Below are 22,429 nucleotides of genomic sequence, written 5' to 3' on the forward strand. Positions count from 1 at the left end.
CATGAGGTGTTATTTATTTGCAGGTTTTATCATTTCTTTCAAAAAGTGGAATACCATACTCTTCTAAGAAATCTTCTGCCAATTCTTGCCAACTTGCATTAAATGCTGGGTATTTGTAAAATGGAGGAGTGCAAACATAAGCTTCTAAATTTAAACCTACATAGTTTTTGGCTAATTTATCATCAAATAAATTAATAGTATTTTTTAATTGTCCAATAGCATCTACTCTATTTTTATTTACTTTTCTGACACTTGTTGCATTCAATTTAAATTCTACAAAACAAAAATCTGTTTCATCAAAAAATACAAAATCGCAATGAGAAGTACCAAATCCTAAAAGTCCCTTTTTCCCATCAATAGGAATAAATCCAACTATTTTAGAATTGCTTACATTAAATAATTTAGTGCTATCAAAGCTTTTTATCACAGTCTCAAGACCATTTAGTTTAATCGTAAATGTATTATCATCAAACTGAATATTGATAATGATAAAAGATTGTCCCTGATAATCTATTACTGAGAACTCTGCTTTCAATTCAATTTCTAGAAAATCAGAAAAATTAGTGAAATTATTTGATAGATGTTCTTTGATGTCTTCAAACTTGCTCATCTTCTTGCAAAAGTTCTAGCGTGAATACTGTACAAAGTCTGAAAATCACCACCTAAAATTTCGGAAACAGTATCCAAATAATTTTGTTTAATAGTACCTTTCTCCGTATTAAAAATGGACTCACAATAATTCACATCCGCAGCAACAGATTGATTACCTAATGAATAAGCTGAAAAATCATGAGCATCAAGCCAACAATCTTTCGGGATTATTTCTGTTACCTCAGATTCTGCTGACGGATTTTTTTCAACTACTCTGTTTGCAAAGAGTAGATTATTAAAAACTGTTAGTATATAGGGACTATGGGTAGTAATTATAAGTTGATTATCATCATTATGATTGACCATTAGAGCTAATAATTCAATTAATTTCTTTTGAGCAATAGGAAATAAATGTGCTTCTGGTTCTTCTATTATTCTTAATACTTTCACATCATCGAGAATATTAAGGAAAATATCTTGTAAAATCCTTATACACTCCTGCTGTCCTGATGAAGCATTAGAAAGATAAACATATTCTTCTTGCGTATTGAATACAATTCTTTCTCCCCTATGATCAATTTGGTATTCACCTTTTAGGATTTCATTTATCCTATTTTTAATCTCATATAATTTTTCCTTTACTTCATTTTTTACATAGTTATCAATTAATCCTTCAAAATTTCCAAATTTTTTGAATATATCTTTAATTTTTCCAACTCTTTCCATGAATTTTAACATTAAAGTTTCATCTATGGTTTGTTCATCCCGTGATTTTTTTATATTTGCCTCTAAACTACTTTGAATACTTGCAAACAAATATTTTTCAAACAAGTCAGAATAACTTACTGTTGCATTTCTTCCCGCAATTATAAATAATGAATCTGCCTGATAGCTTTCAAATGATTCATCTAGTAATGTATAAAGTTTTTGAGCATATCTAATTTTCTCTTCTTCATAAAATAATTGTAATTGTCCACCAATATTATTTGCATTTAACCGTTGCTGTATAAGTCGTTTAATACTACTTGCAGAAGTTCTAAAATCATCATCTAACAAATGACCAAAATTAGGACTTAGTCTTTTATTTTCATTAATCGTTAATTTTAAGAATTTATTTTTCTCGACACTATAATAAAATACTATTTCAAAATTAGGTAAATGAGATGTAGAACCAAAGAAGTTCTGAAATTTTTGTATCGTCGGATTAATGATGTCAGAAGTAAACTCAAGATAACTAAAATTGGTATCCCGATAGATTTGACTAAATAAATCATCCCTGAGTGATTTAAAAAAGTAAATAAGTTTAGCAATAGTGCTTTTACCGCTTGCTTGCTCACCAATCAAAACTAATATTTTCTTGACTTCTATTTCTGCATTTTGAATCGCACCGAAATTTTTGATAATAATTTTTTGCATAGGTCAAGGTTATTTTTGTATATTTCACATTAATTTAATTATATTGCGTAGGTGTAGGCCGTCGTAGACATAGCCCCAGTTATTAAGACGGTTTGCAGAATTATTTATCTTGTTCCCAGTCAGAGACTGGGAATGCCCATTGGGAGGTTCTACCTCCCGGATACTACAATTATTTAAGGAATGGGGAGCGATCGCAATAAACGATCTACTATAGTCCTAGAATTCCTGCCACCTCTAGGAATCAGGCGATGAGACATAACGTAAGGTGCGAGAAATTTCACATCATCAGGAATAGCATAATCTCGCCCTAACATAAAAGCCCGTGCTTGACTGGCTTTTTGTAATGCCACAGTCCCACGAGGACTAACACCAAGAGTGATTTCTTCATCGTCTCTAGTTGCTCGCACTAATTCTAAAATATATTGCTGCAACGATATTTCTACTTTTACTTGCGAACAAAGTTGGCGTAACTGAGCTATTTCTGCCAAGGTGATACAAGGCTGCAAATCAGCTACCTGAATCCCATTTTGCAGATTTTGTAACATTCCCAATTCGTCTGACTCGGAAGGATAGCCCAAGCTTAAAGACAACATAAACCGATCCATTTGTGCTTCGGGCAGAGGAAAAGTACCTTGGTACTCAATGGGGTTCTGGGTAGCGATGACAAAAAATGGCTGAGGAACTGCACGGGAAACACCATCAACTGTTACCTGATTTTCTTCCATCACTTCCAGCAATGCTGACTGGGTGCGGGGGGTAGCACGGTTAATTTCGTCAGCTAACAGCACATTGGCAAATATTGGCCCAGGAAGAAAACTAAATTCGCCGCTTTTAGGATTCCAAATATTAGTACCAGTGATGTCAGTTGGTAACAAATCGGGGGTACACTGTAACCTTTGAAATTTACCATCTACAGACCGAGCTAAAGATTTGGCGAGCAGGGTTTTACCAACCCCAGGAACATCTTCTAGCAAGGCATGACCACCACTCAACAAAGCAATTATCACTAAATGTATTGCTTCATTTTTACCAACGATGGTACGAGCCAGATTTTGTGTTAAAGCGTCAATTTTATCTCTCATGCACTGGGGTTGGGGGATTTGAGGAGGTGGGGACACTTCGACAAGCTCAGTGACCACTAGGGACACTTCGACAAGCTCAGTGCATCGCTGGGGATTGGGGACTGGGGATTGACTGGGGAACGTGAGGGAGATGAGGCGAATCTTTATCTTTCTCGTGCCTCCAATTACCAATCACCAATTACCAATCACCCATTACCCATTACCATACATACATTGTTCCCAATTAACATTCCAAATTCAGCATTGTGTACTCAAAATTTCTCTGGCTACAGTGCAGTCAAGTTGAATTTGAGTTTTTAGAGCGTCTAAGGAAGGAAATTTTTGTTCGGGACGCAAAAATTTTACTAGCTGCACTACCAAGTTTTTTCCATATAAATCACCAGACCAATCTAACAAGTGTACTTCTACTGAGTAATGAGTACCGTTGACAGTGGGGCGATTGCCGATATTCATTACACCTAAGTTCTGAGTGGGAAGATTTTCTGGTGTTTCGTTGAGGATGATTACCCGCACTGCATAAACTCCCTGGAGGGGTAAAAATTTGTCTTTTGGTAGTTGCAGGTTGGCGGTGGGAAAGCCAATGGTTCTACCCAAATGTTGACCTTGTATAACTACACCTGTGAGGGTATAAGGTCTTCCTAGTAAGCGGTTGGCTCGTTGAATATCGCCTGCTTCTAAAGTTTGGCGAATTAATGAAGTGCTAATGCGACCATCTTCAATTGGCTCGGTATTGAGACAACTGCTATTTTTGAGCAAGTCTCCTGTATCAGTTTGTAGCGGCACAATGGTTACAGGTATATTGTATTGGGCAGCGAGTATTTGCAAATCTTGGGCAGTACCCATGCGCTTTTTCCCAAAACAGAAATCCTGCCCAACGCTAATTTTTTGACATTGTAGTTGTTGGACAAGGATTTTAGCGACGAAATCTTGGGGTGATAGGGCAGATAGTTCTTTGTCGAAGGGTAACAGTACTAATTGTTCTACTCCAAGCGATCGCAATTGTTGAACTTTTTCATCGAGTGGTGTCAACAAAGCACGGGGTTGACCTGTAAAAAACTCCTGGGGATGAGGATCAAAGGTGACAACTGTTGAATATATATGTCCTGAGGATGATGGCAAAGTTGATGATTGACTAGAATGAATAGGTGCGCCTTCTGGTAATTTCTCCCCATTTCCTCGCCCATCTTCACCCCTTGCTGACTGCAAAACTGGTTGAATTACCTTTTGATGACCAATATGAACACCATCAAATTTACCAAGAGCGATCGCAGTCGGTGTTCGAGCCAATTCGGTCGAAGAAGCAACCCACACAGAACACCCATTTTGAGACAAATTTAGCACGTGGATTCTGGGATTTTAGGTTTATTTTTAGCTATCAGCGCTTGGCGACCTCTCAGGTGCTTATATTTTTGCTGTAGGACGTTTACCTATCCTCAGCAGCTTGAGAGGGTTCTAGAGGCTTGTTTGGCCTGCTGGTGAAGCCAAAAAGCTGATCTACCAGTAATTGCCACTTCACCAATAGGTAAGCTATGGCGCTGTTAGCTCTCTGATCACCAATTTAATCTAAAATCTACAAATGACGGAAGAAAGGCAGAGGACAGAGGAATAGGACGCAGAAATAATAAATTTTTGCTGAATCGTTTTTACAGAAACACCTAATTTTTTGGCGAATTCATTAGACATAGGAGTGAAAAAGAATGTAGAAACGTTCCATGGAATGTCTCTATAAGGGTTCTGGAAAACGCATATTTAAATTCTGTTGATGTCTATTAGGATTATACATAATACACGTAAACAATATGGGGGCTTGGTAGCCCCGTGTTTTTAAACCGGGGTGTAAAAGTAGTGGTGTTAGAATAAATCGTGGTTTGTTTAAAACTTTAACCGGAATTAAGATAAATGCGGACTGTAATGGGGCTGCAAATATTATCCGTAAAGTAGCGATGATGGCTAAGTTTGAGTTAGCCCGAATCAGTAGAGGTTGTTTAAGTCAGCCGAAGAAAGTCCTTTTATGCACTCTTCGGAAATCCCCGCGCCTAGCCTTCGGCGGCAAGCAACAGACCGGGGAAGCTTAACTATAGATATTTGTTAATAAGTGTACAGACTTGTTTGTTTAATTATCAACGATAGATTTACTCACTTGCTCAGAGGAAAGGATTCTGATACAGGATCTAAAACAGGAATTGGCAGTACTAATCCTTCCTTTGCCATGATTGCGCCAGGAAATTTTTCAAATGCTTGTTTGCCTACATCATCTAAGAAATCGTCGTTGTGGGCTGGATCATGGTGGTAAATGACTAGGGTTTTGACGTTGGCAGCTTGTGCTATTTTGACTGCTTCTTGCCAAGTAGAATGTCCCCAGCCAATTCTGGGTGATTTTGAAGAATAGTATTCTTCGTCAGTGTAGGTGGAATCGTAAATTAAGATGTCGGCATCCCGTGATAGCCAGAGGATATTTTCATCTAATTTGTCAGGAAAATGCTCTGTATCTGTGATGTAAACAGCGGCTCCACCTCGCCAGTTCACTCTATATCCTACGGCTTCACCGGGATGGTTTAACGGTGCAGTTTCTATGATAATGTCGTCGATGTAGATTGGTTTGCCGGCTTTAATGTTGTGAAATTCCAAATTAGCCTGCATGATCTGCAAAGGAACGGGGAAGTTGGGATGAAGCATTTGGTCATTGAGCCGTTGCTCAATGGTTGATCCATCGGGTGCGATCGCTCCATAGATATGAAACTTATTACCTTTGATAAAGGCTGGGGTAAAGAAAGGAAACCCCTGCATATGATCCCAATGGGAGTGAGTGAAGAATATATGACCTTCTACTGGCATTTGGGGCAATAAAGATTGTCCCAAAACGTGTACTCCCGTACCACAATCAAAAACTAAGTTTTTACCACCCGCTTGCATCGCAACGCAAGGAGTGTTACCACCATAACGGACGGTATTTGAACCTGGACAGGGGATGCTGCCCCTAACGCCCCAAAATTGGACTGTAAATTGATTCTCTATCCTAGACATGGGTGTTGGTTGCTGGACTGAGCTAGCGATCAATCAAAAAAATGCTTTTTATTTTTTCAGTTTATGCTGTCTGACTAACCTTGGGTATCACAATTCTACTAGTAAAAATGTATACCCTAATAAATTCTTATTGTAACTATATTGTAATAATATATATTACAACTCTCGATCTAACATAATTTGTGTGTATTGAGTTATCCCAGTATATCTCCTAAATTCGTAACTTCATTTGTAGGATAGTAAATTTAATGAATGCTAAATTTTGAGCAGGCTCTGAAAAATTTACGGAAATTTAAATTCCCATGTAGATAGTTTATCCAGTCCATTAGCATACGTAAGATTGTATTGCAATGGAGTAATACTGATGTAGTTATTACGGACGACATTGACATCAATGGGAATGTCTGGGGATAAATTTAACCCAGCAGGTGGTTCGACATCCTCTAAAACCTCACCAGTTAACCAGTAATAAGTTTTGCCACGAGGATCAACTCGTTTGTCGAAAACATCAACATAGCGACGGACTCCCTGACGAGTGAGAGTGACACCAGCAATTTCTTCCCAGGCTATGGGAGGAATATTGACGTTAAGTAACATGAGTTCTGGTAAAGGTGCTGCTGCTATCTGCTCAACTAAGAGTTTGGCAAAGTTGGCAGCTGGGTGAAAGTCTTTGTGAGTATGACTGGTAAGACTCAGCGCCATACTAGGAATGCCTTCTATCATACCTTCCATAGCTGCTGAAACAGTGCCTGAATACAGAATTTCGGTTCCTAAATTGGCACCTTGGTTAATTCCAGATAACACCAAGTCAGGAGGAGAATCTAGCAAAGCCCACAATGCTAATTTTACACAATCGGAAGGTGTCCCATCACAAGCCCAAGCTTTGACGGCGGGATGAAAAACGGATTCAACTATTTCGGCACGAATTGGTTGATGTAAGGTTAATCCGTGTCCTGTTGCCGATCGCTCTCTATCTGGACAAACTACGGTAACGTTATGACCAGCTTCTGCTAAACAGTTGGCTAAGGTGCGTATACCCAGAGCGGAAACACCGTCATCGTTGCTAATTAGTAATTTCATGTGTGATTGGTCATTGGTGCTTGGGTAATTGGTGATTAGTCATTAATAATGAGTTAAATGTCTATTGTCAGTGTTTTTGGTCACAAGAGGGAATATAAAATTTTTGTTATGGGAGATCTAAATTAAATTCTATTGTCTTACAGCAGATTGCAGGTTAATGATGTACAGAATCTAAATTCAAAGCCTGACACCAAGCCAGTACAGAGCGATGAGTAACGAGTAATGAGTAAGAAGGAGAGTCAAGCACTCGGTACTAGGTACTCACAACTCTTCCGACTTCTGACTTCTGCTGTATATCCATGCTAGTACAAAGAGGCAGGAGTCTCCGCTAAAAACTAGAGCAGTGGGAATAATGCCATATAATCATGGTCGTTTACGCCCTCTGTCGGCTGCTGGGGACTATAAACTATAGACTAATCACAAATGACTAATAACTAATGACTAGTAATTTAGAGGAACAACTTTTAGCATTGCGACAAGAGGGAGAAAGTGCGATCGCATCTGCTGATACCCTGGAACGCCTAGAGGAACTTAGAGTTAACTATTTGGGCAAAAAAGGTCAATTGGGGGCGCTGTTACGCAGTATGGGACAGATGAGTGCAGAGGAACGTCCCAAAATTGGTGCGATCGCTAATACAGTTAAAGAAGCCATCCAAAACTCTCTTGACCAGCAACGCACCGCTTTAGAATCTGCTCAAATTCAGGCACAACTAGAAGCTGAAACTTTAGATGTGACAATGCCCGGTATTTACCGCCCCCAAGGTCGCATACATCCCCTCAATGGCATCATTGATCAGGCCCTGGATATCTTTGTCGGCATGGGTTACACCGTCGCCCAAGGGTCAGAGATGGAAACAGATTACTACAATTTTGAAGCCCTGAATACCCCTCCTGACCATCCAGCCCGTGATATGCAGGATACTTTCTACTTACCAGATGGTAATTTGCTGCGGACTCATACCTCATCGGTGCAAATTCGCTACATGGAAAAAGAAGAACCACCGTTTCGGATTGTGGCCCCAGGACGAGTTTACCGAAGAGATGATGTAGATGCGACCCACTCCGCAGTTTTCCATCAAATTGAACTTTTAGCGATCGATGAAGGAATGACTTTTACAGACCTCAAAGGCACTGTAAAGATGTTTTTGCAAGCAATGTTTGGCGATTTACCAATTCGCTTTCGCGCTAGTTATTTCCCCTTTACCGAACCTTCTGCTGAGGTAGATTTGCAGTGGAATGGCCGCTGGTTAGAGGTCATGGGTTGCGGAATGGTTGACCCAAATGTCCTGAAATCTGTAGGTTATGACCCAGAGGTTTATAGTGGTTTTGCTGCTGGTTTTGGTGTAGAACGCTTTGCAATGGTTTTACATCAAATTGATGATATTCGCCGTTTGTATAATAGCGATTTACGCTTTTTGCAGCAGTTTTAATTTAGGAGCGGGGTTTACCCGCTCTTTACTATAATTGTTTGAATGAACCTAAGATTTAAAACCAAAATTAATCATGGCAGAACTTACTTGGCAGAAAGTTTTACAGGCGCAGCAACAAGATTTTATTCAAAGGTTAAAGTACAGCTTAGACAAACCAGAATATGATAATCTCACTCTCAGTTGTTTCGATTATCACCCCTTGCACTGTGAAAAATCATATCCTAGCGAACGAATTATAATCTCAGCACTTGATGAAGACAAGATTGATATATTTTGTGGTGAATTAGCTGACAAATATGGTCAAGAACCTGCTGTAGATGCTTATATGAACTACAAGATTGGCAAACTAGGAGAAGAAGCAGTCAAAGTATATTTAGAGAAACTAATTACAGGGGTAGATTATAAATTTTATAATCGTGGAGATGGTAAAATAGATTTTAGGCTCGAAAATAATCAAAATATTGGCATACAAGTAAAAACAAAAAGCTTAAATCGAATATCTTTAATAGATTTGTCTAAAAACAATTTAAGTGATGCTTATTTAGCTTATCAAAGTAGTGAATTATATGAAAGTCAGGCTGCTAGGATAGATGACATAAAGTGGAGAATTAAAAAAGATGAGCTTAACAAAAATAAAGTTCTCATTTGTGTATTGTTTATGAATCCTATAGTAGTAGATGAGATAAAAGGTTCTTACGATTTTATAATTGCAGGTTTTAAACCCACAGCAGAAATAAAAGATTCAGGTGATTTAAAAATGCAAGACTTACTTTACAGTGGAGGAATACGTCCCTTTTTAGAATCTTTAAGTTAAAATTACTGCCGTTTAAAATTATTACAATGTTCACTACAATTTACAGAATCTTGAGTAAAACCAAAAGCATTTAACAAAAACTGCCAAAGAGAGTTCATTGATATATAAAATTTGTTATAATTCACAACAAGTATCAATAAAAGAAAGAAAGAAAGATGATAGCGCAAGAAATAATGGCAAGCGTCGATGAAAATGGTCAACTTTCCTTAGATACACCATTAACACTTCACAAACACAGCCGTGTAAAAGTAATTGTGTTGTTTGTCGAAGATGAACTAGACGAAGATGATGAACCAAAAGAATCTATTCTAGAGAGTCTTAAGACTTCGTTACAACAAGCAAAGACAGGCAAAATTCGACCAGTTTCAGAACTATGGGATGGAATTGATGCCGAGTGAAATTGCAACTGTTTTAGTTAATTTTACCGATGATTTTCAGCGACGATTACGCAACTTATTTAAAAAATACCGAAAGATACGCGCTGATATTCAGCCAATAATTGAACAATTACAAGCCGGTAATTTTGTAGGTGATCAAATTACCGGAACAGGATATACAGTTTTTAAAGTGCGAGTCCGCAACAGTGATATCAAGAAAGGTAAAAGTAGCGGTTATCGACTTGTTTATCAGATTGAATCACCTACAAATGTAATTCTACTATTAATCTATTCTAAACTTGAACAAACAGATGTTACAGCAGAAGAAATTAAGTCAGTTATAGAAGAGTTTCAAAAAGATAATTATCAAGACTGATATTAAAAACTATTTTCTACAATTATCACAATGTCCACAACGCCAGTTTTCAGCTTCTTTACTAAAACCAAAAGCATTTAACAAAAACTGCCAACGACACTTTTTAGTATGCAAATATTCACTCATTTTTTTCGCAGCTTGTAACTGCATTTGTGGCTGACTTCCTGACTTTGCAGAAATTGCATAATGAAAAGGATCAAGCCATTGCAATTGTCCACTACTATGCAGTAAAGAAAGTGCCGTTGCAGCATCAGGAAATTGTTTGATTACAGATGCTACTTCTCCCTGTTGCGGTAACTTTTTCGCTAACTGTTGGGCTTTTTGTTGTTGCTTCAACATTTGTTGTTCAAAAAACTGCTGTCTTTGCTTGTCTTCAGCATCTAAAAATCCCGTCGGTTCACTGATTAAAGTTAACGCTTCTGCTGGTTTTCCATCTCTACCTCCACGTCCTATTTCTTGCACATATTCAGATAATAAATGTGGTGCATGAAAATGAATAACCCAGCGCACATCACTTTTATTAATACCCATTCCAAAGGCACAAGTACACACCACAAACGGTATTTTTCCACCTAACCAACTTGCTTCTACTGCGCGTCTTTCTGTTGCACCTAATCCCGCATGATAACTAGCGGTTTTATATCCCATTTCTGTGAACCACTGGGCTAAATTCTCGCTATCTTTCCGAGTGCGGACATAAATTAAACCTGTTTGATTGGGTCGATTTTGAATAAACTTTAATAATTGTTGTTTTCTTCCCTTTGGTGTCCAAGCAATACGCACGGTAAGATGTAAATTATTCCGATAAGGATTAAGTCTATAACTATCAGGTTGTTGTAATTGTAAAACTGTAGAAATAATCTTTTGGGCTGAAGGATCAGCAGTTGCGGTAAAAGCTGCTAAACTAATTTTGGTTCCTGGTGGTTTTGATTTTAATAACGCTGGACGAACTGCACCTAAACGCCGATAAGCTGGACGAAATGTATCACCCCACTGTACTAAACAATGCGCTTCATCAAGGATAATTCCATTAATTTGTAATTGGGGATGAGATAATTTTTCCCAAACTGGGGGACTGAGTAAAGTTTCTGGTGATAAATATAATAATCTTAATTGTTGTTTTTCTAAAGCTTGCAATGTTGCACGACGTTGGGATGTAGATAATTCACCATGTAAAAGTGCAGCTTTTTGATTTTGCTGTTTGAGTTCTTCTACTTGGTTTTCCATTAGTGCTACTAAGGGAGAAACCACTAAAGTTAATCCGGTTTTTAATAGTGCGGGAAGTTGAAAGCAAATTGACTTTCCCCCTCCTGTTGGCATAATTATTAAAGCATCTTTTTGTAATAATAAACTATTGACAATTTCTCCCTGCGGAGGACGAAAATCATCATATCCCCAGATTTGTTTTAATGCTGTTTTGACTTCATTTAATGAAGTTGTAATTGGGCTATTCATAGTAAAATTTAAGCCTAAACCATTATTTTATGCAGAAATCTGATTAACACCTACTTGATAAATTACCTGTTCTCGGACTGAATTTGCAGCAGCTACAGCTATTTCTTCCCAATCACTAGCTAATAATAAAATAGTTAAAAGTGATTTTAATACATCCCGATTAGATATAAATTCTTCAACGTTATATAATTCATCTTGCTTTAAAATATCTTGCAGTGCTGATAAAGCTACAGGTTGGGGTAATTGTAGTCTTTGAATCAAGCGTTTTTGTGCTACTTCTAAAGCTGTTTTTTCCCCTATCCCCAAATTCCATTCTTTTATGAGTAACCGCAGTTCTCGGTTGAGTGATACGCGCAACTGTGTCATTCTTCCAAACATTCCATGATTTTGCAATAAAGAGGGAATTGCTAAAGCCCAATCTAAACCTGCTGTCACGTCGGACTCGGTTTCATTTTCAATTTGAATTGCTGCTTGGAGAGATGCTGGGTTAAAAAGTAAATCAATAGGTGTTGCTAAATTCTGGTTATTATTCATAATTGTTCCCTACATCATTTTTTAAAGTTATAGTTCTCTGTTTTTATATTCTTCCCCCTGGACGCGGAATAGCCTTTCCTTCCACATCAAAACAATCTTTACAAGTTCCAGGAAATGCAGCAATGAACCGTTTTAACATATCAGGATCATCTTTAAAAACTGTCATCCAAATTGAAAAAAAGCCTTGAGCAAATGCTTGTTGAAGAATTTGATTTCGCATTTCTTCTACATTACATTTACCAAGATTGTCTAAAGACATTTTTGCTTTATCCCAAGCTTCTCTGCGATTAATCCATCGGCGATCTTTCATTTGCCGATCATACTTAGGTGTTTTATCGAGTCCCACCATTTTAATAGTTTCTTTAGCTACTATTTCTTCTTCGGAAGCTAAAGAAGGATTTACTTTAACAAGTCCACCTTCGCTATACTCAAAAGCTCGGAAAGTATTATCTTGATCAATCCAATAAAATTCATCTCTTGCGGCTATTTTAGCAGAGGTTATGTTAAGGTGTTGCCATGAATCTTGCCATTTTTTCTCCATAGGAGATTTTTTAGTTGAGTTGCAGTTAGGACAAGCCAAACAGAAATTTTCCCAGTTAGTTGTTTCATCGGTAAATAGTGCTTGTGGTAATATATGTTCAACAGCTAGAGATGAGCCAAGAGGCATTTCACAATAAGAACAATATTGACCAAGCCGATCAATTAAGTCCCCTCGTGCATCTTTATAATCTTTGAAAACTTTTGTATTTTCACCTCTAACAACTGGTCTCATTTTTATAATCCTCTTGCTAAACGTTCCATTTTCAAAAAAGCATGATAGGCAACATCATCACTATATGGTTCTATTAATTCATCCAGTTCTGTTTTTAACTTTTCCAATTCTTCTGGTGATGTATTGTTAGAATTTTCTAGCATCTGATAATATCTTTCTGCCGTTTCCATCATTGTTTGATATCGCTCATTTCTGTATGGATTAGGAACGTGCATCACGTTTTCTGTGATATATTCTATATTCTTATTTTCATATTCTGCCGCTGGTATTAAATCAGGGTTATTTAAATCAATCAGTTCCCCATCTCTTAAAGATTGAATTATATGTTCAGAATGGGTAGTGGCAAAAAATTGAATTTTGGGAAATGTTCTTTTTAAATCTTCAACTACTCGACGTTGCCATTTAGGATGTAGGTGTAAATCAATTTCATCAATAAGTACGATACCTGGTGTAAATCGCGCAGCTTCAGATTCAAACTGTGGATTTAGGATAACACAACGATATGCAATATCAGCAACCATTCCTATCATGTTACGCACTCCATCGCTTAACATCCGAAATGGCAAAGTTTTTCCATCTTCAGAGGTTGCTAATATTTCTTTTTGAAGTATGTCATACTTTACATCTTGCCAGTCTTCCATACAACTTTTAATAGCTTCTTTGACGGCTGACAAGGTGCCTAAAGTTTTTCCTTGTTGTAAAGATGCTAATTCCCAAGTTTTAAACCACTGCATTAATTTTTTCAGTTCATAGGATTTTGTGAGAGCATTTTTATATCCTAGAAATCGAGAATCAGGGTTTTTAAGATTTCTTATTTCTCTATGTTGAACCCAAAGACGACCTGTACTGTAATATGAAATTACTGGCAAAATAATATTTTCTCTATCTTCTTTTTGAATACGAACTTTTTGCTGTAATTCCCTAGCATATTGTAATATTTCTTTTGCACCTTCACGAGTTGTCGTACCACCATAAGTGGTTATCTCTCTTCTCCATGACATCCCTTTAACATCTTCAAAACAACCGTTACAAGATACAACAACTGGTAAAATCGGTTCTAATGTTGGTGTTTCGCCTTCCTTTCTGAAAATATGACGAATTTCATCTTTAAGAATATTGCGTGAGTCGATTTTGTCAATTCCTAGAAACAAGCTTCCTACACCAATAGCTAGTGCATCAAGAATAGCAGTCTTTCCTGTAGCATTATCACCAATAAAAACGTTAAATTGATCGGAAAAATCGAATGTTTTTTGCTCAAAGCACCGAAAATTATGAAGTTCAAGTTGTCGTATTTTCATATTAGTTATCGTAAATATAGCTTTATTAGGTAAGTTATTTCACAAATTATTTAATTATTTTATCCACTCACAAATAGTCTAAGCATATAATAAATATTAATTCTTCTTAATAACTTCAACAAATAATATAGAAGAAATACTAGAACTCAGACAGCTTCTACAACAGGGTAAAATTCCTGAAGCATTACTATTAGTGGATGAACTAGAAGAAATGAGCCTAAGCGATAAAATCAATAAAATTGATAGTTATGTCGTAATTCTACTCATCCATTTAATTTAATCAAACAAAAAGCTGAAAAACGTTCTACTCATTATTGGAAAATATCTATTGAAAATGCAGTGCGGGAAATCAATAAAATTAACAAGCGCCGCAAATCTGGTGGTGTTTACTTGAATCAAACAGAATTAATGGAAATTCTCCAACAAGGATATCAAGTAGCACTAAAAAGAGCGGCGCTAGAAGCTTATGAGGGACGTTATGAAACGGAAGAATTAGCAGCAATGGTTGTTAAACAAGAAATTTTAACTCAGGCGCTGGAATTGATAAAGGTGGGTGACGACGCGAATTGAGGCAATCTGTTAATACCATATTACCCGTTGCGTCTCACCCACCCTACTAGGCTGTTACTTCTTCTTTGGCTTGTTGCTGTAAAGCTGAATACAGCCTATTCAGTGCATTCACATAAGCTTGCGCCGAGGCAACGATGATATCGGTGTTGGCTGCATGGCCTGAAAATACACGCGATTCATATTTCAAGCGGATGGTTACTTCTCCCAGGGCATCTATTCCGCCTGTGACAGATTGCACAGAGAATTCAATCAATTCATTTGGTACATTGACTACCCGATTGATGGCTTTATAAACTGCATCTACTGGGCCTGTACCTATGGCAGCATCTGTTAATTCTTCACCGTCGGGGGTGCGGAGTGTGACTGTGGCTGTGGGTTTGGCGTTGCTACCGCAGGAAACCTGTACTAACTCGACTCGGAATAATTCGGGTGCTTGTTGGATTTCATCGTTAACGATCGCTTCCAAATCCCAATCTGATATCTCTTTCTTCTTATCCGCTACGTCTTTGAATCGTACAAAGGCTTTATTTAATTCGGTTTCTGACAGTTCAAAACCCAATTCTCTCAAGCGAGTACCAAAGGCGTTTCTACCGGAATGTTTACCCAAAACGATTTGATTGTCTGTTAAACCAATCAATTGGGCATCCATAATCTCATAGGTGAGTTTATTTTTCAATACCCCATCTTGGTGAATACCAGACTCGTGTGCAAAGGCATTTGCACCAACTATGGCTTTGTTTGGTTGCACCAACATCCCTGTCAAGTTAGAAACAAGACGTGAAGTTTTGTAAATTTGTTTGGTGTCAATATTAGTTAATGATCCTTGAGAATCAGCCGGTCTACCAAAGAAGGGGTTAAAATATTGCCGACGGACGTGCAGTGCCATTACCAATTCTTCTAAAGCGGCATTTCCGGCCCGTTCACCAATGCCATTGATGGTACATTCTAGCTGTCTGGCACCGTTTTTGACTGCTTCTAAGAAGTTAGCAACTGCTAAACCTAAATCGTTATGGCCGTGAACAGAAATAATGGCTTGGTCGATGTTGGGGACGTTTTCTGTAATGCCTTTGATGATGTTGCCAAATTCGCTGGGTGTGGTGTAACCCACGGTGTCAGGAATGTTAACTGTTGTTGCACCAGCTGCGATCGCTCTTTCTAAAACTTGATACAAAAATTCTGGGTCAGAGCGTCCTGCATCTTCAGGAGAAAATTCTACATCATCGGTGAAGGTTTTGGCATAAGCTACCATTTCTTCAGCTATAGCGATCACTTCCGGCCTAGTTTTTTTCAACTTATATTGCAGGTGAATATCAGAAGTGGCAATAAAGGTATGAATCCTACGTTTAGCAGCTGGTTTTATCGCTTCTGCTGCGGCTTTGATATCATCATGTCTGGCTCTGGCTAAACTACAAATTACAGGCCCATCTTCTATGCCCACAGTTTGGGCAATTTTGCTGATTGCTTCAAAATCGCCGGGACTAGCAAAGGCAAAACCAGCTTCAATTATATCTACACCTAAACGGGCTAATTGTTTGGCGATAATTAGCTTTTCGTCAATGTTTAAGGTCGCTCCTGGACACTGTTCTCCATCTCGCAGTGTCGTATCAAAGATGATAATTCTGTCTGCTTGATTGCTCATTGGTTTTGGGTTGTTTAGTTGTGACTGTGGGCTTAAAATACCTTGAACTTTATTTTCTAACTCTTGGCTTTGTAAATAATTATTAATTTTACTAAGCTTCAGTTTTTTCTATCTGGTCTCTGATATCGTTCAAGTCTATATATCTATCAGTAGCATTACGCAATTCTCTCGCAATCATTCCTTCTGTTGATACAACTGTTATATGAGTATTTTTAGAACGTAATAGTTCTATAGCTCTCTCAAAATCTCCATCACCGCTAAATAAAACAACTCTGTCATACTGATCAACTGTATTAAACATATCTACAACAATTTCAATATCTAAATTCGCTTTTTGCGAGTAACGACCAGAAACATCATCATAGTATTCTTTAAGAATTTTGGTGCGGACTGTATATCCCAAACTAATCAGTGCATCTCGAAAACCGCGTTGATCTTGTGGATCTTTTAAGCCTGTGTACCAAAAGGCATTAATTAATGTTGTGTCTGACTGCTCATTCTTGAAATATTCTAATACCCGTCGCGGATCAAAAAACCAGCCATTTTTTTGTTGAGCATAGAACATATTGTTTCCGTCTACAAAAATAGACAGACGATTCATTGGAGAACCCATAGAAATTTACACCTAATAATAGATAAGAATGTAAGATGGAACAATAGATTATAGCAATTCTTAATTGGCAAGGTCGCTAATATCTATAAAGGTAGTTTTCATGTATAGCTTTTATCTTACCTCTGTCAAAGCATAAAATTGGCTAAAACATTAAATTTGATATACTCGCTAACTGAACTTGTTTAACCTCCAACTTTTTTCAAGATCCCCCATCATCAAAATCTACCAATAAAATCGACCCAGTAACAGGATTGTGATCTGTATATCGATCAAGTTTACTCCTAAAGAGGTATGGTATGGACTGGGAATAAGATCTAGGCTGATGCCCATCAATAGATTTTGTCCTCAATAGCAGAAATGAATTTTTGGTAAGTATCAAGATTTAACCACAGAGAGAAGACTTCCTGGCAAGGTTGCCTAGTATACCATTGTTCAGAAGTTGCCTTTTGCCTGGACTTTGCTAAATCAAGAAGGAACCAGTTAATGATCGAAGGCTAAAAGTTTAGTCTCTTCCTGCTGTCCTTTTGGTTAAGTTGAGTCCTAAAGTTAGGATAGATTCTCACCGTAACCAATTACAAAGGTGAAGCATATCTGGTAGATATCTGTGCAACAATCACAGATAGGCATTTAGTCACAAGGAAAATAGGGCAGTATCTGGATGGGAAGTTCTTTAGCGGTACTGTAACAATGCAAGTTTAATTGGAATTAAAGCATACTTGAGTAATGTATAAGAGTTTGATTTCCCAATGTTAGTACTAGATGCTGTGTATAAATAAAAGCGTTGTACTTAAATTAATGAGTAACACGATATGGCAGAAGAATCTAGATCGACCTCAATTAAAAAATCACTATCTGCTGCCCAGAACCAGTTAAGTAAATTCACAAAAGGAAATTTAACTGCCTCGTTACACCAGTCTAAACTAATGGTGCGTTTTGGTCATCTGCTCACTGGTACTTCGGCAATACTGGCAGCAGTGCTGAGTGCTTCTGGTGGAGATGGGGTGAAATTGATAGAAACTCAAGCTTTAACTACTTTTTTTCAAATACGTGGGCCAATAACGGCACCGCAAGATATTGTGATTTTGGCAGTTGATGATCAGTCGATATCAATTCCTGAACAGTATTATAGGACTGATCCTCAACAGTATGCCTACTTAGAACCACTAAAATCTTTTCCTTACCAACGTGCAGCCTATGCTCAAGTGATTAATAAATTGATGAAAGCGGGTGCGCGTGCGGTAGCTTTAGGTATAGTTTTTGATAGGCCGAGTAGTTATGGTGAGGCTGATGATCGGCAATTACAGTCAGTTTTACAAAAATATGGGAGTAAAGTTACCTTAGCCGCAGTCTATGAAGATTTTACGACACATCAAGGATCATTCCAGCAATTGACCCAACCGCAAGAAATGTTTCGCATGGGTTCTGTGTCCATTGGTTCAGTAAATTTTCCCTTGGAGGTGGATGGTAAGGTTCATCGCATGGCCAGTGAATATGCCAAGTTTTTAGCTCAGGACAATGTGATTAAAACTAAAATACCTTCGTTTGGGGAAGCAGTTTTAGGAGCAGCACAAGAGAATTATTCTCAACCCAGGGGCGATCGCATTTATTTTTGGGGAAATGGAGATAGATTTAAGATAGTTCCGTTTTGGTATGTATTTGATTCAGAAAATTGGAACAATTATTTACAACAGGGAAGAGTTTTCCAAAATAAGATCGTGCTAATTGGTGCAACATCGCAACTAAGCAATGATTATCATCGAGTAGCCGTTTCAGCACATGATCTTATGGCTGGGGTAGAAATTCATGCTCATGCGATCGCTACCTTGATGGAAAATAAAACTATTGGTACAGCAATTACAAGTCCCATATTACGTGGTCTATTTGTGCTGTTACTCGTAGGGGGTGCGGCTGTAATAGTAACCATCAAAAAAAGAGGTGTTAGTAGATTTTTGTTGAGTATAGCTTTGGCTAGTGTGTGGGGAGTAATCAGCTATAGCAGCTTTATCTATGGTCAACTGATGTTCCCGACTATAGTACCCATGATAGCGATCGCTCTGACAGGACTCTCTTATTTAGTCACTGAAGTAGCTAGAGAAAAAATCAACAAACAAAAATTATTCCTCATTTTTCAGAAATACAAATCTTCTCCCATTATTCAAGAAATTATCAGCCAACAAGACGACCTCCAAGACCTAATTCAGCAAAGGGATTTAGCATTGAATGGTAAAATACTCGCCGCACGCTACAAAATTATTAAAGTTTTAGGTGCAGGTGGATTTAGTGAAACTTATGTGGCTGAAGATATACAACGTCCTGGAAACCCCCAATGTGTAGTTAAGCAGCTAAAACCAGCCACAACTAAAGCAGAAAGTTTAGCACTAGCTAGGCGTTTATTTAGTGCAGAAGCGAAAACCCTAGAAAAACTAGGAACACACCATCAAATTCCTCAGCTTTTAGCATATTTTGAAGAAGACAAAGAATTTTATTTAGTGCAAGAATACATACTTGGACATCCTTTAAATCAGGAATTAATTTCCGGTAAGTGCATCACAGAAAATTTAACAATTACTCTGTTAAAAGAACTATTGCTAATCTTAAGATTTGTCCATGAAAATGGTGTAATTCACCGAGACATCAAACCTAACAATATTATCCGCCGTCACTCAGATTGGAAACTCGTACTAATTGACTTTGGTGCAGTCAAAGAAGTCAGTACTCAAATAACAGAAAGTCTTGATTCAACCGCCTTCACAATCGGTATTGGTACTAAAGGTTATGCACCTAGCGAACAATGTTTTGGTCGTCCTAAATATAATAGTGATATTTACGCCATTGGCATGATTGGAATTAAGGCTTTAACTGGTATTTCTCCCCATGAATTAGCAAGAGATAATGATGGCGAAGTCAAATGGATAGACAAAGCCATAGTGAGTCAGCCTTTAGCAGAAATTATAAATAAAATGATTTCAGAAGATTATAAACAACGATATCAATCTGCCCTAGAAGTATTAGATGAACTACATAAATTGCCAATTTGTGAAGATAGCAAAACTAACTTCAATACAAAGTATTCCATAGATCATTTATCTTCGTTTGATGCCGACTCTCCTACCACACCTTGGACAGGAATATCTTGAGAGAATATATTTTAGATAAACATAAAACTACCCCACAGCAAAATCTGTAAATTGACGCAATGTAAATTTATAGCAGCTTGCTTAGTTAGGAGGTACAAAATCTAAATTTAAACCTATACACAAAGCCAGCTTTACTTCTGACTCCTGAATTCTGCCGTATAGTATTTTCAGCTACAGTTATCCCTCCCGCAAGTAAGCAACAATGGAAATAAAGAACTGATATGCAGCCTTTCTTGTAAATCATGCTGCTGTTTCATGAAACCTCGAATCATTGTTTGTGGCTTAGGACGTACTGGATATAAAATCTTTCGTTTGCTGAGACAACAGGGTGCTTCCGTTGTTGGTATTCATCGCAAACCCATACCTGGCGAAGCTACGGGAGATGTAATTATTGGTGAATTATACACAGCTTCTGCCCTGAAAGCAGCAGGAATTGAGCAAGCACATACTTTAGTAATTGCTAGCTCTGATGATGCATTAAATTTGTCCATTATGATGCAGGCGCGGATACTGAATCCCCAAATTCGGATTATTAATCGCTTCTATAATCCGAACTTGGGCGAACGCCTAGATCAAACTCTTGTAGATCATTTAAGTATGAGTGTTGTCGGTTTAGCAGCACCAGTATTTACCTTTGCCGCCCTGGGAAATCAAGCAATTGGGCAAATTAAGTTATTTGATCAAACTTGGCCAATTCAGGAAGAATATATTGATGAAAATCATCCTTGGAGAGGTTGTAAACTAAGCGATTTGTGGGAAGATAAGTCCCGGATGCTAATTTATTATCTACCGTTACTAGGGAAGATAAATTTAGTATCTGCTGTATTGTCAGAACAAAAATTAAAAGTAGGTGATCGCTTAATTATTGGTTCTCAACCTCGTGTCAATCTCCCTCGTAAATCATGGGGAAGAAAACTGCTAAAAATTTTTACAAGTGTTCGGCAGTTTCAGAAACACGCCCAATCAGTAATCGTCATGGCAATAGCGCTAATAGTAATTATTTTACTCGCCACATTCACCTATGTTTCGGCTAAATTAAATATCTCATTTGTTGATGCTTTATACTTTGCTGTGGGCATGATTACAGGTGCTGGTGGTAATGACAAAGTTGTAGAACAAGCACCAAATAGCATTAAATTATTTACAGTTTTTATGATGCTGGCTGGGGCAGCAGTTTTTGGTATTTGGTATGCTATGCTCACCGATTTTGTTTTAGGTACTCGCCTCAAACAATTTTGGGATGCTGCCAGAATTCCCCAACGTAATCATTATATTGTTTGTGGTTTGAGTGGAATTGGTATTAGAATTATTCAACAACTTCATGCTGGTGGATATGAAGTAGTAGTAATTGAAACAGATCCTAATAATAAATTTGTCAACACTGCTAGAGGAATGAGTATTCCTGTAATTCTCGCAGATGCGAGTTTTCGCACAACTCTACAAACAAGTAATATAGATACCGCAGCCGCCGTTCTGGCTGTTACTAACAACGATGCTACTAATTTAGAAATTGCCCTCAAAGCAAAAGGTTTAACACCAAAAATTCCTGTGATTGTTCATTATGCTGATCCTGATTTTGCAGGGATGACAAAACAGGTATTTGACTTTGAAGCTGTACTCAGTCCCGCAGAATTAGCAGCACCAGCTTTTGCAGCTGCTGCCCTTGGAGGTAAAATTATTGGTAATGGTATTATTGGCAATAGTTTGTGGGTAGCTTTTGCCACTTTGATTACGCCTTTACATCCTTTTTGTGGCCAGTGGGTGAAAGATGTAGCTAGGTCTGCTGATTTTGTACCTTTGTATGTAGAGACAAATCATCAAACTTTACACGGTTGGGATTTGTTAGATACCAATTTGAGTGCAGGAGATATTTTGTACATGACCATACCTGCAAATCGGTTATATCAGTTATGGCGCGAAGAGCAGCAGCCGATAATAGGATGAACCACTCCATCTGACTGCCTTGAGGTTAGGGTAATTATAGTAAAATTGATCCCTCATAGTTTATGCTGCGTTTTGTATATTTTTTTGTAAAAAATTGTAAATTTCAAATAATTAGGATTATAAACCGATAATATCAAAAATTAAATGAATACTATTTTTAAGCTTGTACTCAAAAGAGTATAAAATTAACCTAAAAATAGGATAATTAAATATCTAAAATTTTGCCAAAAACAATTTTTTTAGATAAGGTTATCAGGTCTAATACTGGAAATTTTCC

Annotated in this window: 18 protein-coding genes and 1 pseudogene; 7 read left to right on the plus strand and 12 right to left on the minus strand. The window is 37.6% G+C overall.

The genetic code is table 11. The features are described from left to right. Positions 1–13: 13 nt before the first annotated feature. The 6 genes from AC012T_RS03270 to surE form a co-directional block, all read right to left on the minus strand. Positions 14–610 (minus strand): hypothetical protein, encoded by a 597-nt coding sequence (locus AC012T_RS03270; RefSeq protein ID WP_487063053.1) that lies wholly within the window; start codon positions 608–610, stop codon positions 14–16. After that, positions 607–2,007 carry an AAA family ATPase gene (locus AC012T_RS03275; protein WP_487063055.1) on the minus strand — a complete coding sequence of 467 codons (1,401 nt, stop codon included), beginning with the start codon at positions 2,005–2,007 and terminating at the stop codon, positions 607–609. Before AC012T_RS03275 ends, AC012T_RS03270 begins: the two co-directional genes overlap by 4 nt. A 173-nt stretch (positions 2,008–2,180) precedes the next feature. Beyond that, on the minus strand, positions 2,181–3,089 hold the full coding sequence (locus AC012T_RS03280; RefSeq protein ID WP_487063057.1) for an AAA family ATPase: 909 nt from the start codon (positions 3,087–3,089) through the stop codon (positions 2,181–2,183). Positions 3,090–3,326: 237 nt separating this feature from the next. Continuing rightward, positions 3,327–4,430: a bifunctional riboflavin kinase/FAD synthetase gene (locus AC012T_RS03285; RefSeq protein WP_487063059.1), complete on the minus strand. Its 1,104-nt coding sequence runs from the start codon at positions 4,428–4,430 to the stop codon at positions 3,327–3,329. A gap of 795 nt (positions 4,431–5,225) precedes the next feature. Then, complete coding sequence (locus AC012T_RS03290; RefSeq protein WP_487063061.1) at positions 5,226–6,113, minus strand: MBL fold metallo-hydrolase; 888 nt, start codon at positions 6,111–6,113, stop codon at positions 5,226–5,228. 282 nt (positions 6,114–6,395) lie between these two features. After that, positions 6,396–7,193, minus strand: coding sequence for a 5'/3'-nucleotidase SurE (gene surE / locus AC012T_RS03295; RefSeq protein WP_487063063.1), 798 nt, complete (start codon positions 7,191–7,193; stop codon positions 6,396–6,398). A gap of 437 nt (positions 7,194–7,630) precedes the next feature. On the opposite strand from surE, the gene pheS reads away from it, so the two are divergent. The 4 genes from pheS (at position 7,631) to AC012T_RS03315 (ending at position 10,190) form a co-directional block, all read left to right on the plus strand. Next, on the plus strand, positions 7,631–8,623 hold the full coding sequence (gene pheS / locus AC012T_RS03300) for a phenylalanine--tRNA ligase subunit alpha (RefSeq protein ID WP_015217066.1): 993 nt from the start codon (positions 7,631–7,633) through the stop codon (positions 8,621–8,623). Between the two features lie 73 nt (positions 8,624–8,696). Next, a complete protein-coding gene (locus AC012T_RS03305; RefSeq protein ID WP_487063065.1) occupies positions 8,697–9,437 on the plus strand; it encodes a hypothetical protein in 741 nt (246 codons plus the stop codon). A gap of 173 nt (positions 9,438–9,610) precedes the next feature. Next, positions 9,611–9,835, plus strand: coding sequence for a type II toxin-antitoxin system RelN family antitoxin (locus AC012T_RS03310; protein WP_487063067.1), 225 nt, complete (start codon positions 9,611–9,613; stop codon positions 9,833–9,835). Continuing rightward, positions 9,825–10,190, plus strand: a complete 366-nt coding sequence (locus AC012T_RS03315; protein ID WP_487063069.1) for a type II toxin-antitoxin system RelE family toxin — start codon at positions 9,825–9,827, stop codon at positions 10,188–10,190. Before AC012T_RS03310 ends, AC012T_RS03315 begins: the two co-directional genes overlap by 11 nt. A gap of 9 nt (positions 10,191–10,199) precedes the next feature. Here AC012T_RS03315 and AC012T_RS03320 read toward each other — a convergent pair whose 3' ends face one another. Genes AC012T_RS03320 through AC012T_RS03335 form a run of 4 tightly spaced genes read right to left on the minus strand, consistent with a single transcriptional unit; the run spans position 10,200 to position 14,249 of the window. Next, positions 10,200–11,645, minus strand: coding sequence for a RecQ family ATP-dependent DNA helicase (locus tag AC012T_RS03320; RefSeq protein WP_487063071.1), 1,446 nt, complete (start codon positions 11,643–11,645; stop codon positions 10,200–10,202). A gap of 27 nt (positions 11,646–11,672) precedes the next feature. Then, a complete protein-coding gene (locus tag AC012T_RS03325; protein WP_487063073.1) occupies positions 11,673–12,179 on the minus strand; it encodes a hypothetical protein in 507 nt (168 codons plus the stop codon). A 43-nt stretch (positions 12,180–12,222) separates the two neighbouring features. Next, entirely contained in the window at positions 12,223–12,951 is a 729-nt protein-coding gene (locus AC012T_RS03330) for an HNH endonuclease (RefSeq protein ID WP_487063075.1), read from the minus strand. A gap of 2 nt (positions 12,952–12,953) precedes the next feature. Next, on the minus strand, positions 12,954–14,249 hold the full coding sequence (locus AC012T_RS03335) for an AAA family ATPase (RefSeq protein WP_487063077.1): 1,296 nt from the start codon (positions 14,247–14,249) through the stop codon (positions 12,954–12,956). 127 nt (positions 14,250–14,376) lie between these two features. Here AC012T_RS03335 and AC012T_RS03340 point away from each other — a divergent pair. Beyond that, positions 14,377–14,819: pseudogene (locus AC012T_RS03340) on the plus strand (DUF29 family protein). A gap of 46 nt (positions 14,820–14,865) precedes the next feature. Here the strand turns inward: AC012T_RS03340 and AC012T_RS03345 are convergent. Further along, complete coding sequence (locus AC012T_RS03345) at positions 14,866–16,458, minus strand: 2-isopropylmalate synthase (RefSeq protein WP_487063079.1); 1,593 nt, start codon at positions 16,456–16,458, stop codon at positions 14,866–14,868. Positions 16,459–16,549: 91 nt separating this feature from the next. Continuing rightward, the gene (locus AC012T_RS03350; protein WP_015217058.1) at positions 16,550–17,071 is read right to left on the minus strand and encodes a LabA-like NYN domain-containing protein; all 522 of its coding nucleotides are present in this window, start codon (positions 17,069–17,071) and stop codon (positions 16,550–16,552) included. A gap of 809 nt (positions 17,072–17,880) precedes the next feature. On the opposite strand from AC012T_RS03350, the gene AC012T_RS03355 reads away from it, so the two are divergent. Further along, on the plus strand, positions 17,881–20,208 hold the full coding sequence (locus AC012T_RS03355; protein WP_487063081.1) for a CHASE2 domain-containing protein: 2,328 nt from the start codon (positions 17,881–17,883) through the stop codon (positions 20,206–20,208). A 255-nt stretch (positions 20,209–20,463) separates the two neighbouring features. Continuing rightward, on the plus strand, positions 20,464–22,152 hold the full coding sequence (locus tag AC012T_RS03360; RefSeq protein WP_487063083.1) for a potassium channel family protein: 1,689 nt from the start codon (positions 20,464–20,466) through the stop codon (positions 22,150–22,152). The last annotated feature ends 277 nt before the right edge of the window (positions 22,153–22,429 follow it).

It is taken from the genome of Anabaena sp. EIM26, assembly GCF_057568715.1.